Raw genomic sequence first — 15,026 nt, 5'->3', positions numbered from 1 at the left:
AAGAAAGAAATCTTACCCCATGCTTTTATCAAAGGTGGGAGTTTTCCAAAGCGCGTTGAATTAAAAAAGCTGAATGGGAATGTGTTTCAAAGAGCCGATGGAGATCAATTCCCCATTGCAAAACAAAAAGGACCCTCCATTGCTGGGGTGATGTTCAAGCCAGAGATTGCAAGTACTATTGTAAACGAAGCCAATGAAAGATTAATTGCCAACATACAGTATCAACTTGCTCGTCAAGAATATGCCGCCAATAAGAAAGCTAAATAATGTTCTTAAGCTATGTCAACACGCTACTCACTTTAATTGTAATTTTTAAAGCAGATTATCATTTGCGCTTTGGTTTTTTCCAGAAAAAATACAATAAAATCAATGCAAAAGGTACTTCCCAGCGGGTTGGCTTCGTTGCGGGGCGGACGAGCGCGAACTATCGCTAGCGACAGAATTTTCAAATTGACTGTACATTGTACACATAACACATTGATAGATAACAATTTCAATATGTACAGTATGATATGTAAAATGTCTCCTTATCGCATTGAAGCCCGTTTTTCAGTTCATGACGTAAAGCTTTCTTTCTTGGTACGCCGAAAACCCCATTCCTCAAGATGAGAAAAAAATCAAGGCAAGGAGCAACTATGAATAAGAAGAATCGTAAGGGTCTATCGGTTCGTGCGTTTGCGAAGAAGATGGGTGTTTCACATAATGCGGTGGTTTCTCGGATAAAGACAGGTAAATTTGATGCGGCTCTTTTTGAAGATGGTTCTGTCAATGAAGCCCTTGCCACAAGCATCTAGAATGAGAATCCAACAAAGCGCCCTGCTCCATTTTTAGCGCCTGATGGTCAAGCGCGGACAAAGATCAAACAAGCCTCTACAGATGGAGCCAATGAATACAAGATAAAACTGGAGCGAATGCAAGTTGCGCTTGAAAGCGAAAAGATTGCCCTTGAACGCTTACGCGAAACAACCGTTGACCGTGAAGAAGTCAAGAGAGCAGCCCGTGAGTTTGGAAGAGCACACCGTGACGCTATGTTGAATTTTCCGCATCGTTTTGGTGCAAGCATTGCTGCACAAGTTGGATGTGATGCAGCCAGCCTTATTGGTGCTATTGATTATTACATGAGAACCGCTTTACTTGAGGCGGTTAATATTCCAGTGCCTTTTCATGATCCTCATTCTCCAGAGTTAGAGAACTTGCAAGAAACGAATAATGGATGACAATGCAGTCGAAGAATTTTTCGCTAATGCCAATAACGCACGACAACCCGACCCACCGTACACGGTTTCGCAATGGGCGGATAAGAATAGATACCTTAGCACGGTAGCAAGTGCTGAACCTGGATTATGGAGGACTATACGTACCCCCTATTTACGAGAGATCATGGATAATCTTTCCTCTCACAAACCAATTGAAACAACTATTGTCATGAAAGGGGCGCAAGTTGGCATGTCAGAGGCAGGATTGAACTTCTGCGGTTATGCCATTCATCATAGTCCAGGACCTGCCCTTTATGTGATGCCGACAGTTGAGACCGCTAAGAAACTGTCAAAGTCTCGTCTTGATCCGATGATTTCAGCTAGCCCTGCTTTAAGTGAACGCATTGCTCCTGCTCGTGCACGAGACAGTGGAAATACAATGTTTTCAAAGGAATTTTATGGGGGAACATTGATGATTACAGGAGCAAATAGTGCTGCTGGATTGCGTTCTTCTCCTATTCGCTATTTGGTTTTGGATGAAGTCGATGCTTACCCATTGAATGTCGATAATGAAGGCGATCCTGTAACAATTGCTGAAAAACGAACCTCTGCTTTTATTCAACGTAAAATTTTTAAATTGTCCACGCCGACACACCGTGACACAAGCCGTATCGCCAAGGATTTTGTGCTAGGAGACCAGCGATATTACAACGTGCCTTGTGATGCATGTGGTGTTCTACAGCCCATTGTTTGGTCACAAATCAAGTGGCCAAAAGGCGCCCCCGAAAAAGCTGTGTTTGTTTGTGCCCATTGTGGTCATGAACATGCCGAACATCGTAAGTCCACCTTAATGGCAGAAGAAAACGGTGCTTGCTGGATCGCAACACAGGAGTCAAGTAAGCCTCGTCTGCGTTCTTACCATATTTCAGCGCTTTATTCGCCATGGCTGACTTGGGGCGATTGTGCGCGCGAATTTTTAAGAGCCAAAGAAGACCCTGCTCTTTTGCAAGTTTTTATTAACACAGTGCTTGGAGAGCCATGGGAAGACAGAACAGGCGAAGTTGTTGATCCTGATAGCCTCTATGCAAAACGTGAAGATTATCCATTGGCACCAGAACAAGCCGTGTTGTTGACAGCGGGTATTGATGTGCAAAATGACCGCTTAGAACTTGAAGTGGTGGGATGGGGGCGTAGTGAAGAAAGTTGGCATATTGATTATCAAGTGATCCTTGGTGATCCCTCTTCTTTTGAAGTATGGGACCAATTGGATGAATATCTTGCAAAACGTTGGCCGCATCCAGGCTATAAAGAGGGGATTAGGATAACAGCTGCTTGTATTGATACCGGTGGTGGACATACACAGGCGGTTTATAATTATGTACGCCCGCGTGAGGGGCGGCGTATCTGGGGCATTAAGGGGCAAGCGGGATGGCGTGCGGTATGGCCACGCCGACCAAGCAAAAACAATAAAGGACAGATTAATCTTTATATTGTTGGGGTTGATGCCGCGAAAGATATTATCACGGCACGATTTAAAAAATCGGGACCTGAAGCAACGGGGGCTGGTGCAACACACTTTCACAAAAGCCTTGATCGAGAATATTTTGACCAGCTAACCGCTGAAAGAAAAGTCATCAAATATTTTAAAGGCTTCAAGCGTATTGAATGGCAAAAAAGTGAAAAGGCAAGAAACGAAGCCTTGGATTGTAGGGTCTATGCTTATGCGGCTTTACAAGGTCTGATTTCGGCGGGAATAAACCTTAATCGAGAAGTTGATATCTTAGAAGAGCGTTTGGAAAAACTTAAAATTGAAGGTTCTGTAGAGCAACCAACATCTGGGATTTCTTCATTCACTTCTCCAAGAAGATCTCAGATAGCAAAACCTCAAAGGAAACAATCCAGAACAGTGATGAATCCTTATATGCGAGGGGATTGGAGGTAATTTGTGGATGAAACTTTAGGACAATTTAACAGCAAAATTAACAGACTGGAAAGTTTAAAAAGGCGGCGTGAACAAATTGAAGAGGCTCTTTATTCGGGTGCGCAATCAGTGCGTCACGGCGATAAGCAAGTCAGCAACCGCTCTGTTGAGGAACTGCGCAGAGCTCTTGAAATGATCAATACGCAAATAGCGGACCTTGAAGGGCGTAAAGGTTCACGCGTGTTCTATTTTAATATCTCACGAGGCTATTAATGGCTGGCTTTATCAATAAACTTACGGGCTTTTTTACAATTTCTCGTCAACACAATCCCCATTTTGAAGCTGCAAGCAAAAGCCGTCGCATGGGTGGTTTTGATCCCGCAAAAAAACATATCAATAAAGCGATTGAAGAATGCGGTGATACCATTGTTGCCCGTTCAAGATGGCTTTATGACAATGAAGCTCTTTATGGTTCTGCAACGGAGGAATGGGTCTCTGCGGCTGTAAGTGATGGGATTAAACCTTATCCTCGTATTGAAGGCTTTCAAGAAGAAAAGAAAAAGCTTTTAGACTTATGGTGGCAATGGGTTGATGAAGCCGATTATGATGAAGATACCAGCTTTTATGGGCTGCAAGCAACCATTGCACGAGAAGTATTTTTAACCGGAGAGTGCTTTGTAAGATTGCATTATGTTGATCTCTACGGGCGCTCTGGTGTGCCTCTTCAGTTGCAAGTTTATCCCACGGAAATGTTGGACCTTTCCTACAATGGACCGGCTGAGATTGAAGGCAATTACATTCGTATGGGAATTGAATTTAATGCCAGTGGTAAGCGTGTTGCTTATCATTTCTGGGAACATCACCCCTATGATGCTTCTCCTTCCAACATAGCATTTAAGAGTCAAGAACGCATACGTGTCCCCGCTGAAATGATCCTTCACATCAAAGAGCGCCGTATTGCCGGACAATTGCGCGGTTCTCCCAAAATAACGCGCTGTATGACAAAGATCTTTCAACTCGAATCCTATGACGACGCAGAACTCGATAGAAAAAGGACGGCGGCTCTTTTCGCGGCGTTTGTCAAGGACAATTCACCAAACGTCGAAAAATTATCCGATAATCGTGATAAAAACAACGTTGAAGAAGAATACGAAGCACCTGCCATTGCACCCGGTGCATCTCTTTATTTAGGAGAGAATAAAGAAGTTACATTCTCAAATCCTGTTGAGGTTGGAGGTTCTTATGAGGCTTTTCAATTTCGCAATATCTTGAAAATTTGTGCAGCACTTAATATGCCTTATGCCGTTGTGACAGGGGACGTTACGCGCGGCAATTTTTCAAATGTGCGTACCTCCATCATTCAGTTTAGACGTCATGTTAAACAATGGCGTGAACATATTATTGCCTTTCAGTTTAACCGCATTGTTTGGGAGCGTTTTGTTGAAATGGCAGTGCTTTCTGGATGTGTCAATTTGCCAGGGTGGGAAGAAAATTCCTTGCCATGGCTTCAATGTGAAAGCTTTGCACCCCCGCTTGAAATGATTGATCCAAACAAGGATATCTCAGCGGAAAAAGAAGAAATCCGTGCAGGCTTGAAAACACGACGCATGGCACTTGCTGAGCGCGGCTTTGATATCGACAGCATTCATGCCGAAATGCAAGAAGAGCACACAGACGCTCGTGCGCGCGGCTTATCTTTTGACACGGATATGGCAGTGCCTTCTGGTAGCAATCAAATGATTGATACAGCAGATTCAGAACCTTCTGAGACTTATGAAAGTAACCAAGGCAGTGAGGCACATAAAAATGGTGAATAATCTTGATATGCCGTTTTTGGCATCACGGCTTTTTGGGGTTCCACATATGCTTGCCTCGACAAAACTTGATGTCATTCTCAATGCTCTTGCACCGCGTCTTTTTGAGGGAGAAAAGTTTCCCATTGAAGCTTATTCGCAAGAGAATACAGAAGCTTTAAGACCCCCTGAAACTTATGTAGTACAAAACAATGTTGCCATAATACCGGTTCATGGCACGCTTGTGCGCCGTGGTGCATGGCTTGGGGCTTTATCGGGGCTAACCTCTTATGAAGGTTTAAGCGCTTCTTTTCGTGAAGCCATTGCACAACCTGATGTTCGCGCTGTTTTATTTGATATTGACAGCGGCGGTGGAGAAGCCGGTGGTGTGTTTGATTTGGTTGAAGAGTTTCAAACACTCTCAAAACAATACAATAAACCCATTTGGGCACATGCCAATGAGTTTGCCTGTTCTGCAGCTTATGCCATTGCTTGTTCTGCTTCTCAAATATGGGTTGCTCGCACAGGGGTTGTGGGCTCGATTGGGGTTGTTTGTGCCCATCTTGACCAGTCCCGTGCAGATGAAAAACACGGGCATAAATGGACCTTTGTCTTTGAAGGTGATCACAAAACCCATGGCAACCCTCATGAACCCTTGAGCGATACAGCACAGATAAAAATGCAAGCCGATTGCGCCCTGCTCTACGAGATGTTTGTCGATTTGGTGGCGCAAAACAGACGCTTAAATGCTGCTGCAATTCGTGACACAAAAGCAGAAACTTTTATAGGCACCCAAGCGATCACGCTTGGATTAGCAGATGCGCAGGGCACCCTTGCGCAAGCTTTGGAAGCCTTAACGGATTCCATATCACAAAACCCAACATCAACAGAAAAAGAAGGACAAAACACATGGCACGCACACAATACCGCGCTGAAGAAGAGGATGACGAAAAGATCGTCGACATCATCAATGACGAGGAAGAGGACGAAGACGATAGTGACATCGACAAAAACGCCGAAATCTTTGACGACGAAGAAAACGAAGATGAAGATGAAGACAATGAGGACAAGCAGGAAAACATAAAAGCTGCTCTTGAAAAAGAAAGAAAGCGCGCAAAAGCACTAACAACCCTTGAAAGGCAAGCAAAGCACTTAGGCGTTTCTTTTGACGCAGCAAAAGCTATTCAAAACGGTATGAGTATCGAGAAAGCACGCCAGTGTGTGTTGACGGCTGCTAGCTCTCAAAGCGCGTCTTTAAAAGTCTCGCCTTATACCCCTCATAGTGATGGGACGAGCAAGGCAAAGATTCACGCAAAATGGGAAGCAGCTTGGAGGGCAGTGAAATGACGAATATTATTTATGACGACGTACGCAATGGCGCTTATCTTGGACCCTACGACCCCGATATGTCAAATGAAGAAGTGGTATTTGCATCAGGAGCATTCATTGAAGCAGGAACTGTCATGGGAAAGATAACCGCAACGGAACACTATGTCCCCCTTAATCCAGCAGCATCAGATGGCAGTCAAACACCGGCAGGGATTTCTTTTGCCACTGTTGATGCCTCTGAAGCAGATCAACGTGCCGTGATTACAGCACGCTTATGCACTGTAAAAGCTTCTGAACTGCTCTGGCCAGATGCCATCACAGACGAGCAAAAGAAAGAAGCCATTCAGTCTTTAGAAGACCATAACAACATTCTATTGCGATAGGAGAATGCACACATGGATATGAATTTTTTTAAACATGATGCTTTCTCAAGCATCACAATGATGAAAGGCATTGAAAACTATGAGTTTCAACCTGGTCTTGTAAGCTCTCTTAATCTTTTTGAGGAAGTTGAAACCAGTACCACGGAGGTTGGTATTGAACGGCGTGATAATACATTTTCGCTTATTCAAACCAGTGAACGTGGCGCACCTTTGGCAGAAGGTGATAGAGAGGGTCGTAATCTTCGGTTTTTCAAAACAACACGGATTGCCAAAAGTGATACGGTGAAATCAGAAGAAATCCAAAACCGTCGTGAATTTGGCGCAGAAGATCAGTTAGAGACAGCAATGAAATATATTGCCAGAAAACAAAAGAAACTGATTTCTGAAATAGAATTGACATGGGAAAATATGCAACTTGGCGCTGTTCAAGGGGTGGTTCTTGATGCCGATGGCTCTGTTATTGTCGATTGGTACAAAGAATGGGAAATCGCACCACCAAAGCCGATTGATTTTAAACTAAATACAGAAACAACCAATGTTGCGGACCATGTTGATCAAGTCATTATGAGGATGATTGAAGCTTCAAAAGGAGCTTTTTCTGATCGTTCGCGGATTATTGGGCTTTGTGGTAATGAATTCTTTTCCAAGTTGAAAAACCATAAAACAATTCGTGAGACCTATTTAAACACAGCCTTAGCACAGACACTCAATAGCGCCGGAGGTGTTGCAACACCAAGTTCGATTGGCTCTGGGAGCTTTGGTAGTTTTGACTTTGCAGGCGTAACTTTCATTAATTACCGGAGTATTCACAACTATAATGTGAGTGCGAAGGCTGGAACAAAGCGCGCTATAGGCATTAAGCCGGATGAATGCCAATTCTTTCCTGTTGATGCGCCTGGTGTCTTCCAAAAAACCTTTGCTCCTGGTGAAAGCTTGGATTTTGCCAACACCGTTGGGAAGCCTCTCTACACGATGTTGATCGTTGATCACGACCGTAATGCATGGGTAAAACCGGAGGTCTATAGCTATCCGCTTTACATCTGTACACGCCCTGAAATGCTGTTTAAAGCCGTGATTGGAGCGAAATAACATGCGATGGCACGGGCTGCTAAACCAAATGGTTAAAGATGTACGCAACACTTTTGGGCAGCCCATCATCTACACGCGAAAGGACAACCAGCAATCTTTTCGTATCACAGCGATTTACGGCATTAAACATTCGGAATCGGACGCCGGTGGCAGAACCTCTACCACAATTGCAAGAAAGGAACTTGATCTTTGTATCAATGACATTGGAGGATTACCACCAAAACCGGAAGATAATGTTGTAATCATTTCCCCTGAAAACAACAAAGCTCCCTCTTCTCAGGAGCATTTCATTGTGATAGATGTACAAGCTTCAGAATCCGGTATGTATAAGCTTATCTTGCGGGAGCTAAAGTAAAGATATGCTTATAAAGAAATGATCTAGTACATGTTTATATTTAGAAGAAAAAAATACAAATTAACAAATGAAGCAATTAAGGTTGGCGAATTTATTCTTTACCGTATTAAAGCTATCAAAAATTTTGGTACAATTAAGAAAGGTGATTTAGGTGGATATATTGAAAAAGAAAGAAACCTAAGTCCTTACGATAATTGTTGGGTTTTTGATAATGCACAGGTTTACGGAAATGGATATGTTTCTGAAAATGCTACAATTAGCGATGATGCAAAAGTTTATGGTATAGCATCGGTTTCTGGTGAAGCGCAAATTTCTGGTAATGCACGAGTTTATGGCGAGGCATCAATTTTTGACAGTGTGCAAGTTTGTGGAAAAGCGCGAGTTTGCGGAACAGCAGAAATTTACGATAATGAAATTATTTCAACTGGGGTGAGAGACTAAAAACAAAAAAACAAACGATTGTGAATTCAACCCTATCACTGGCTTGTTTGATTTTATTGGAAAAGAAAGGATATTCGGATCACAATTAAAGAATTTAATCGATTACTTGTGTAAAAACGATTTTTAGAAAAATGTAATATTACTGCTTGACATTATAGTAGGAGTATGAATAATCGAATCAGGTGCCTAACAAACACCTTAGAACCATAAGCGGATTGGTTACCGAAATAATCAGTCTTCTATACATTAAAGACTTTGACTCATTATATGCTACATGCGTATAATAACATCTGTCGGGTGTGGTTACGCTATACAATACCCTTGCGGGGAAAGTGTAACGACGGACTTATGGCCGTGTTTGTTAGCGCCCGGCACTCTTTTTGAGTGTCATTAACAAACGTCTAACCATAAGGAATTCATTATGAATACTCTTATAGAAATTAGAGAACAGATTATTGATCAAGAAACTTGTTCAAACTGTTAACGCACGCGAATTACACGTATTTTTAGAAGTAAAAACCAGTTTTAAAGATTGGATTATCAGACGTATTCAAGATTGTAAATTTAAAGAAGGGTATGACTTTTGCTCTTTTTTGAGCGAAAGTTCAGGTGGGCGCCCTTCTAAAGACTATCATCTCACCTTAGACATGGCTAAACACCTTTCCATGATAGAGCGTAAGGATAAAGGACATGAAGCCAGAGAGTATTTTATCAAATGTGAAAAACGGTTCAAGCAAGTAGCAACACCACAAGTAGATCTTGCCAATGCTTTGGAAAATCCTCTTACGATTAAACAGCTCCTTTTAGAAAGTATCAATCAATTAGAAGACTTAAGAAATGAGGTGAGTACACTCAAGCCTAAAGCAGAAGCTTTAGAAGGTTTAAAACGCTCTGATGGATTGTTTGGTCTTATCGAAGCTGCAAAGATGTTAGAGGTACGCCCAAAGGATTTAACAGATTACTTTTATAAAAACATTACATTTCCACTTGACATTGTGGCGACAATATGAATAATCGAATCAGGTGCCTCAAAAACACCTTAAATACCAAGCGGGCGAGCTACCGAGATAGTTTATTTTCCGCACATTAAAGGCTTTGACTCATTGTATGTTACACGCATATAATGATATTGTCGGGTGTGGTTACGCTATACAATACCCTTGCGGGAAAAGCGTAACGACGGACTTGGTACCGTGTTTTTGAGCACCCGGCACTTTTTAAAGAGTGTCAATCAAAAACGTCTATTACCAAGGAGTTCATTATGAACACACTTATAGAAATATCAGAACAGGTTATTGATCAGGAAACTGTTCAAACTGTTAACGCGCGTGATTTGCATGCGTTTTTGGAGATTACATCAAAGTTTGCAGACTGGATTAAAAATCGTATTAAAGAATGTAACTTTCGAGAAAATATAGACTTTATAGGTTTTTCTAAAAATTTAGAAAAAGGTGGGCGCCCAAGCATAGAATATTACATTACGTTAGACATGGCTAAACATCTTTCGATGATAGAGCGTAATGATAAAGGGCATGAAGCGCGTCAATACTTTATCAAATGCGAACGGCTTCTGAAACAAGTAGCAACACCGCAAGTTGACTACTCCAAACCAGAAGCATTGCTTGGTGTTTTGAATCACTTACAAAGCCAAATCGAGCAAAAGGATAACACCATTGCTGAATTAGCGCCAAAAGCAAAAGCTCTGGAAGGTTTAAAACGCTCTGATGGTTTATTCGGTCTTATTGAAGCAGCAAAGATGTTGGAAGTAAGACCAAAGGATTTAACAAATTACTTGCGTAAACATGACTGGGTGTATCGCCGTGCTCCGGGGGCGCCTCTATTACCTTATCAGGATAAGATAAAGAAAGGATTCATGGACTGTCCTGCTATCACCATTCAAAGACCGGATGGTACAGAAAAGGTGCTCCCTTCAACGAAAATCACATCTAGAGGATTGGCATGTTTGAGAGAACAAATCTTTGGGGGTGTGCAATGAAAATAGATACCAACTTCTTATGCGATTTGTGGATGGCATTATCTCAATTTTCTAATGATGAAAATGTGAGCGACAAAGATTGTAGTGCTCTGGTTCAAACTATGAATGCAATAGAAAATGTTCTAGTTTTAAAGCTTCAAGATGACGTGCCCAATATTACAAAAATCTTGGCAATTTTGACAGATTTTGGAGCTTCAGAACTGCCACATCGTATGGATTCTTTGTTGCGAACTTATGAACCAGATTTCGAGAGCCCCATTAAAAAGGTTGCTTAATTAAAAAAATAGAACTCCCCTCCCTATCGTTAAAGGTAGGGAGTGGTTAAACCCTACATTCAAATTTATTGATTTTGGCAAATTCGTCTGCTTTTTCAGTTTGTAATATACTAACGTCATAAGCAGCTTGCATGTTAAGCCAAAATTCAGCAGTAGTATCAAAAAAATAGGCTAATCTTAGTGCTGTATCGGGAGTCACTGGACTATTTTCAGCAACAATACGTTCTATTCTCGTGCGTGGAACATTTAATGCTTTTGCAAGAGCATAAGCAGAGAGAGCATATTCTTTTAAATATTCCTCTCGTAAAATTTCTCCGGGATGAATCGCTATATAATTTTTCATCTCGACCTCCTACAGATCAATGATAATCTACGATTTCAACTTCATAGGCACCATTAGAGCGCCATTCAAAACAAATACGAAACTGGTCATTAATACGGATAGAATATTGACCTTTACGCTCTCCTTTCAACGCTTCTAGACGATTTCCCGGAGGACTGCGCAAATCTTTAAGATCAACTGCTTTATCGAGCATAAACAACTTTCTTTGGGCTATACGCACTAGAGTGGTGGGAAAGCCTCTGGGCAGATTGCCTTCTAAAAGATCTTTACACCGCTTATCAGCAAAAGATTCAATCACCAAATCACCTTTATTCGTTCTTTTACGTATCATAACACGATACCAATATAAAGAAAAGGATAAATGTTAAATAACAGGAGCTCCCATGCATCCGAGAGAAACGATAAGGGAAAGCTTTGTTGCTTTGATAAAGGCAGCAAAGACGGTAGCTGGTGACAATGTTTTCAATATGCGTGATTTCAACTTCTCCCCTGAGAACACGCCTGCAATTAATATCTCAACACAAAGTGAAACAATTGAAGATGGCTATGATTATGGAGTAAGACGGCGTGTTTTAACGCTAGATGTTGAATGTTATGCGACATGTGAAGATGGAGCACGTTTTGTTGACCAATTAGCATGGGAAGTTGAGGAGGTTTTCTACGCTAATCCCAATCTCAACAACAGCGTTGAAACATGCCGCCTGCAAAATATTGCTTTTGCCTTTGGCGATAATGGCGCTCTAGCACTCCACGGTGCAATTTTAACCTTTGAAGTCATTTATGTGACAAATATCCCCAACATGGATGAAGAAGAAGGCAGTGTAACAGCAAGACTCGTTGAACCTTTCTTAAGCTTTGAACCAGAAACAGGCGTGAGAAATAAAGATAAATACCATAAAATTGAAGGTGGACATGTTAGAGCGGCGCGATAAAGAAATCACAGATCTAAAGAGACGTGTGGCCAATATGGTTGTGGTGGGGAAGATTAGCCATGTCGACCATAAAAACGCACGCTATCGGGTAAAAAGTGGCAATCTTGTCAGTGACTGGATTCCAGATACCCAAGCCCGCGCCGGTAAAACACGCTCGTATGAAGGGCGTGATATCGGAGAGCAAGTGATTGTTATCTCGTCATCAGGGGATTTATCACAAGGGGTGATTGTTGGTTCACTTCATACCGATGCTAATCAAGCAGCCGATAAAGGCAGCATTCACCGAACGATATACCCTGATGGAACCAGCCTTGAATATGATGATGAACAAAACACTTATGGAATCCACATCAAATCCGGCGGAAAATTTATCCTGACAATCGCTGATGGTGTGTCACTAAAAGGTGATGGTGGCAAGCTAGAGCTTACGGCACCGGAAGGCATAAAGATTGTTTCAGAAAGCGATATAAATTTAAACGCAAAAGGCGGCATCTCTTTGAAGGCTGGTGATGGCATTTCACTGAATTCGAATGATAGTCTCTCTCTTCATTCTGGGAATAATGTTTCCATTCACTCAAGTGGATTAAGACATAACGGCACCAATGTAGGAGCAACACATGTTCATGGCGGTGTTTTTCCTGGTGGCTCTATGACAGGAGGTCCCAATTGAACAGTGGAATGGACCGTACAACAGGAAAGCCATTAACCGGAATTGATCATTTGCGCCAATCAATCCTTGACATTTTGTCAACACGGATTGGTTCGCGTGTAATGCGGCGTGACTATGGTTCACGTGTTGCAGAACTCATTGATGCACCGGTTAATAATGCTTTTGCTGTTGCTCTTTATGCTGCTGTTGCTGAGGCTTTAGACAAGTGGGAACCGCGTTTTAAATTGAAAAAAATTGATTTTAAAAGGGGTGAGAATGGACACGTTTCTTTATCCTTTGAAGGCATTTATTTGCCATCCGGCAAGCCCATTACCATGGAAGGATTATTGATAAAATGAATGGAGTGCTTGCAAAACCAGACATCATCACAGAACTTTCTTTTGAAGAAATACGCGCTGCTGCTCTTGTCCATTTAAAAGAGCTTTTGCCTGAATATACCATTCTTGAAAGTGATCCGGCCGTAAAAGTCATAGAGGCTTTTAGCTATCGAGAGTTGCTTTTAAGACAGCGTATTAACGAAGCGGCACGCAACAACATTCTTGATTTTGCAACCGGTGAATCTCTTGATGCTTTGGGAAACTGGCATGGTCTTGCCCGCATGGAGGGTGAAAGTGACGAGAGATATCGTGAACGCATACAGCTTCATGCCCGTGGAGGAAACGGAAGTGGAACAGAACCCTATTACAAACTTATCGCCTTAACAGCCGATAGCCGTGTGAAGGATGCGATTATTTATCGTAAAGGCAAAAACCCAACCATCTATGTTGCTCTTTTTGGTAATAATGAAGAAGGAACAGCCTCTGAAGATCTCATACAAACAGTCTCAGAAGCTCTTCACAGAAAAAATATCATCATGACCAATGATACAATCATTGTTCACGCTGCTGTCAAAAAAGTGCTGGATTTAGAAGCAGATGTTTGGCTGTTACCAGAAACATCTTTGAAAATTCTCACAACAATGGAAACAAATTTACGCACGGCTTGGAAACAAGAACAAGCCATTGGTCGTGAATTAAGTTTGTCGTGGTGGATTTCAAAACTAATGATTGCTGGTGTCCAGAAAGTGATCGCCATTACACCAACACAAGACAGTATGGTTTGTGATGAAGAAGTTTTATCGATTGGAAAAATCACCTTAAACTTCAAAGGGCGTGCGCGCTAATGGTTGGTTCCCTCCTTCCCACAAACGCGACGGAATTTGAAAAGCGCCTTGCTGATGCTTGCGATTTTCATCAAGATATTGATGGTTCTGTTTTGGGGATTTCACGCGCAAAACTGATCACACGCCCTCCCCGTTTCTTGCCGTGGTTGATTGAAGAATACGGGCTTGGTGAACTGACACCTTATGTTCCAAACCTCTATGATTTGATTGATCAAGGGCTTCAATGGCAGCGGATGCGTGGCTCCCTTGCGGCAATAGAGATAGGGCTTGAATGGCTAGGGATTTCGGCACGCTTTCAACCCGCCTGGACGGGGCGAGCATGGTGGAATTCCTTTCAACTTGATTTTGATCAGTTGCCTGAACGCAAAAGCCTTGAAGCTATTGAAGCGATTACCGACCTTTCCAAAAGTTTGCGCTCTGATTTTCGCCGTGGGACCTATGGTTATGATGTGCAAGCTGTTGAATGCAATATGTCACGCCTTGATGACAGCATGTTGGAGTATGAAAGCGGTGTTCGTTTAACAGCTGGAGACACTTTGTTTTCCTTTGGGCGCACAACAGAGATCAATCACACGCTCACAAGAGAAGAAGGCAGGCTTATTGGTAATTGGATAGATGATGGGGATGAAGAGTTAAGCTGGGAACAAATCGATTATCCATGGGACATGGCAAATTTTCCGTGGTGTTCGGTCAAAAAACATGAACGCGATATACTCATGGCAGAGTGGTTTAGCAACCGCACGCTTTATCTCGTGTTAAGAGACAGCCAAAATAGCGTGATTGGGTATCGCAGATGCTATGCTGTAGCGCCTATCGAACAGGCTTTGGATGGTGTGTACAACCATTGTGGCAACAGATTTAACCCTTCCCCAACCGGCACTCTGTTGTTTCTTGCAGCACGCACAGATTTTCACGATGTTGATGGCAAACAAGCAGCATTTGTTTCTATTCTCGTTCACGGCATTCCCAAACAAGATATCCCCCTTGGAAAGCTTTGGTGTGACGTCAATGAACTGAATGGTGGTGTCGAGATACTCAAAACACCCATCAATATTCCTTTGCGCGCCGATGTTCGCGAACAATTCAAGATTTTATTGAGGTTTTAATATGAAGCATGAAAGTGGTTTACCCTTTGCAATTG

General features: G+C 42.3%; 18 protein-coding genes and 3 pseudogenes. 19 read left to right on the top strand and 2 right to left on the bottom strand.

Annotated features, from left to right (window positions below):
* From ACFINH_RS08410 to ACFINH_RS08345, 14 genes and pseudogenes are all read left to right on the top strand, one after another.
* Positions 1 to 267: pseudogene (locus ACFINH_RS08410) on the top strand (hypothetical protein); the annotation flags it as partial.
* Positions 268 to 635: 368 nt separating this feature from the next.
* Positions 636 to 1,217 (top strand): annotated as a pseudogene (locus tag ACFINH_RS08405) (hypothetical protein).
* Positions 1,210 to 3,138, top strand: coding sequence for a phage terminase large subunit family protein (locus ACFINH_RS08400; RefSeq protein WP_375632643.1), 1,929 nt, complete (start codon positions 1,210 to 1,212; stop codon positions 3,136 to 3,138). The pseudogene ACFINH_RS08405 and the gene ACFINH_RS08400 overlap by 8 nt, the downstream one beginning before the upstream one ends.
* Positions 3,139 to 3,141: 3 nt before the next feature.
* The gene (locus ACFINH_RS08395; RefSeq protein WP_375632641.1) at positions 3,142 to 3,390 is read left to right on the top strand and encodes a phage head-tail joining protein; all 249 of its coding nucleotides are present in this window, start codon (positions 3,142 to 3,144) and stop codon (positions 3,388 to 3,390) included.
* Positions 3,390 to 4,934, top strand: coding sequence for a phage portal protein (locus ACFINH_RS08390; RefSeq protein WP_375632639.1), 1,545 nt, complete (start codon positions 3,390 to 3,392; stop codon positions 4,932 to 4,934). The genes ACFINH_RS08395 and ACFINH_RS08390 overlap by 1 nt, the downstream gene beginning before the upstream one ends.
* On the top strand, positions 4,924 to 5,994 hold the full coding sequence (locus ACFINH_RS08385) for a S49 family peptidase (RefSeq protein WP_375632638.1): 1,071 nt from the start codon (positions 4,924 to 4,926) through the stop codon (positions 5,992 to 5,994). Before ACFINH_RS08390 ends, ACFINH_RS08385 begins: the two co-directional genes overlap by 11 nt.
* The gene (locus tag ACFINH_RS08380; RefSeq protein WP_375632645.1) at positions 5,877 to 6,257 is read left to right on the top strand and encodes a hypothetical protein; all 381 of its coding nucleotides are present in this window, start codon (positions 5,877 to 5,879) and stop codon (positions 6,255 to 6,257) included. The genes ACFINH_RS08385 and ACFINH_RS08380 overlap by 118 nt, the downstream gene beginning before the upstream one ends.
* Positions 6,254 to 6,622, top strand: a complete 369-nt coding sequence (locus ACFINH_RS08375) for a head decoration protein (protein WP_375632637.1) — start codon at positions 6,254 to 6,256, stop codon at positions 6,620 to 6,622. The genes ACFINH_RS08380 and ACFINH_RS08375 overlap by 4 nt, the downstream gene beginning before the upstream one ends.
* A 12-nt stretch (positions 6,623 to 6,634) precedes the next feature.
* The gene (locus tag ACFINH_RS08370; RefSeq protein WP_375632636.1) at positions 6,635 to 7,711 is read left to right on the top strand and encodes a major capsid protein; all 1,077 of its coding nucleotides are present in this window, start codon (positions 6,635 to 6,637) and stop codon (positions 7,709 to 7,711) included.
* A 1-nt stretch (position 7,712) separates the two neighbouring features.
* Positions 7,713 to 8,066 carry a hypothetical protein gene (locus ACFINH_RS08365; RefSeq protein WP_375632635.1) on the top strand — a complete coding sequence of 118 codons (354 nt, stop codon included), beginning with the start codon at positions 7,713 to 7,715 and terminating at the stop codon, positions 8,064 to 8,066.
* A gap of 30 nt (positions 8,067 to 8,096) precedes the next feature.
* Positions 8,097 to 8,507, top strand: coding sequence for a hypothetical protein (locus ACFINH_RS08360; RefSeq protein WP_375632634.1), 411 nt, complete (start codon positions 8,097 to 8,099; stop codon positions 8,505 to 8,507).
* 421 nt (positions 8,508 to 8,928) lie between these two features.
* A pseudogene (locus ACFINH_RS08355) lies at positions 8,929 to 9,517 on the top strand (antA/AntB antirepressor family protein).
* 251 nt (positions 9,518 to 9,768) lie between these two features.
* A complete protein-coding gene (locus ACFINH_RS08350; RefSeq protein ID WP_375632633.1) occupies positions 9,769 to 10,503 on the top strand; it encodes an antA/AntB antirepressor family protein in 735 nt (244 codons plus the stop codon).
* A complete protein-coding gene (locus ACFINH_RS08345; protein ID WP_375632632.1) occupies positions 10,500 to 10,778 on the top strand; it encodes a hypothetical protein in 279 nt (92 codons plus the stop codon). Before ACFINH_RS08350 ends, ACFINH_RS08345 begins: the two co-directional genes overlap by 4 nt.
* 46 nt (positions 10,779 to 10,824) lie before the next feature.
* On the opposite strand, the gene ACFINH_RS08340 is transcribed toward ACFINH_RS08345, so the two are convergent.
* Positions 10,825 to 11,121, bottom strand: a complete 297-nt coding sequence (locus tag ACFINH_RS08340; protein ID WP_004861504.1) for a HigA family addiction module antitoxin — start codon at positions 11,119 to 11,121, stop codon at positions 10,825 to 10,827.
* Positions 11,122 to 11,137: 16 nt separating this feature from the next.
* On the bottom strand, positions 11,138 to 11,452 hold the full coding sequence (locus ACFINH_RS08335) for a type II toxin-antitoxin system RelE/ParE family toxin (protein ID WP_375610725.1): 315 nt from the start codon (positions 11,450 to 11,452) through the stop codon (positions 11,138 to 11,140).
* 52 nt (positions 11,453 to 11,504) lie between these two features.
* Here ACFINH_RS08335 and ACFINH_RS08330 point away from each other — a divergent pair, with 52 nt between their 5' ends.
* Genes ACFINH_RS08330 through ACFINH_RS08310 form a run of 5 tightly spaced genes read left to right on the top strand, consistent with a single transcriptional unit; the run spans position 11,505 to position 14,991 of the window.
* Positions 11,505 to 12,053 carry a hypothetical protein gene (locus ACFINH_RS08330; protein ID WP_375632631.1) on the top strand — a complete coding sequence of 183 codons (549 nt, stop codon included), beginning with the start codon at positions 11,505 to 11,507 and terminating at the stop codon, positions 12,051 to 12,053.
* Positions 12,034 to 12,723: a phage baseplate assembly protein V gene (locus tag ACFINH_RS08325; protein ID WP_375632630.1), complete on the top strand. Its 690-nt coding sequence runs from the start codon at positions 12,034 to 12,036 to the stop codon at positions 12,721 to 12,723. The genes ACFINH_RS08330 and ACFINH_RS08325 overlap by 20 nt, the downstream gene beginning before the upstream one ends.
* Positions 12,720 to 13,061 (top strand): GPW/gp25 family protein, encoded by a 342-nt coding sequence (locus ACFINH_RS08320; protein WP_375632629.1) that lies wholly within the window; start codon positions 12,720 to 12,722, stop codon positions 13,059 to 13,061. Before ACFINH_RS08325 ends, ACFINH_RS08320 begins: the two co-directional genes overlap by 4 nt.
* Complete coding sequence (locus tag ACFINH_RS08315; protein WP_375632628.1) at positions 13,058 to 13,885, top strand: baseplate J/gp47 family protein; 828 nt, start codon at positions 13,058 to 13,060, stop codon at positions 13,883 to 13,885. Before ACFINH_RS08320 ends, ACFINH_RS08315 begins: the two co-directional genes overlap by 4 nt.
* Positions 13,885 to 14,991 carry a phage tail protein gene (locus tag ACFINH_RS08310; RefSeq protein ID WP_375632627.1) on the top strand — a complete coding sequence of 369 codons (1,107 nt, stop codon included), beginning with the start codon at positions 13,885 to 13,887 and terminating at the stop codon, positions 14,989 to 14,991. Before ACFINH_RS08315 ends, ACFINH_RS08310 begins: the two co-directional genes overlap by 1 nt.
* Positions 14,992 to 15,026: the final 35 nt, after the last annotated feature.

It is taken from the genome of Bartonella sp. AA74HLJMH (assembly GCF_042197045.1).
GTDB lineage: Bacteria > Pseudomonadota > Alphaproteobacteria > Rhizobiales > Rhizobiaceae > Bartonella.
Note: the sequence above shows the minus strand (reverse complement) of the source record. Positions and strands in the feature narration are given on the sequence as shown.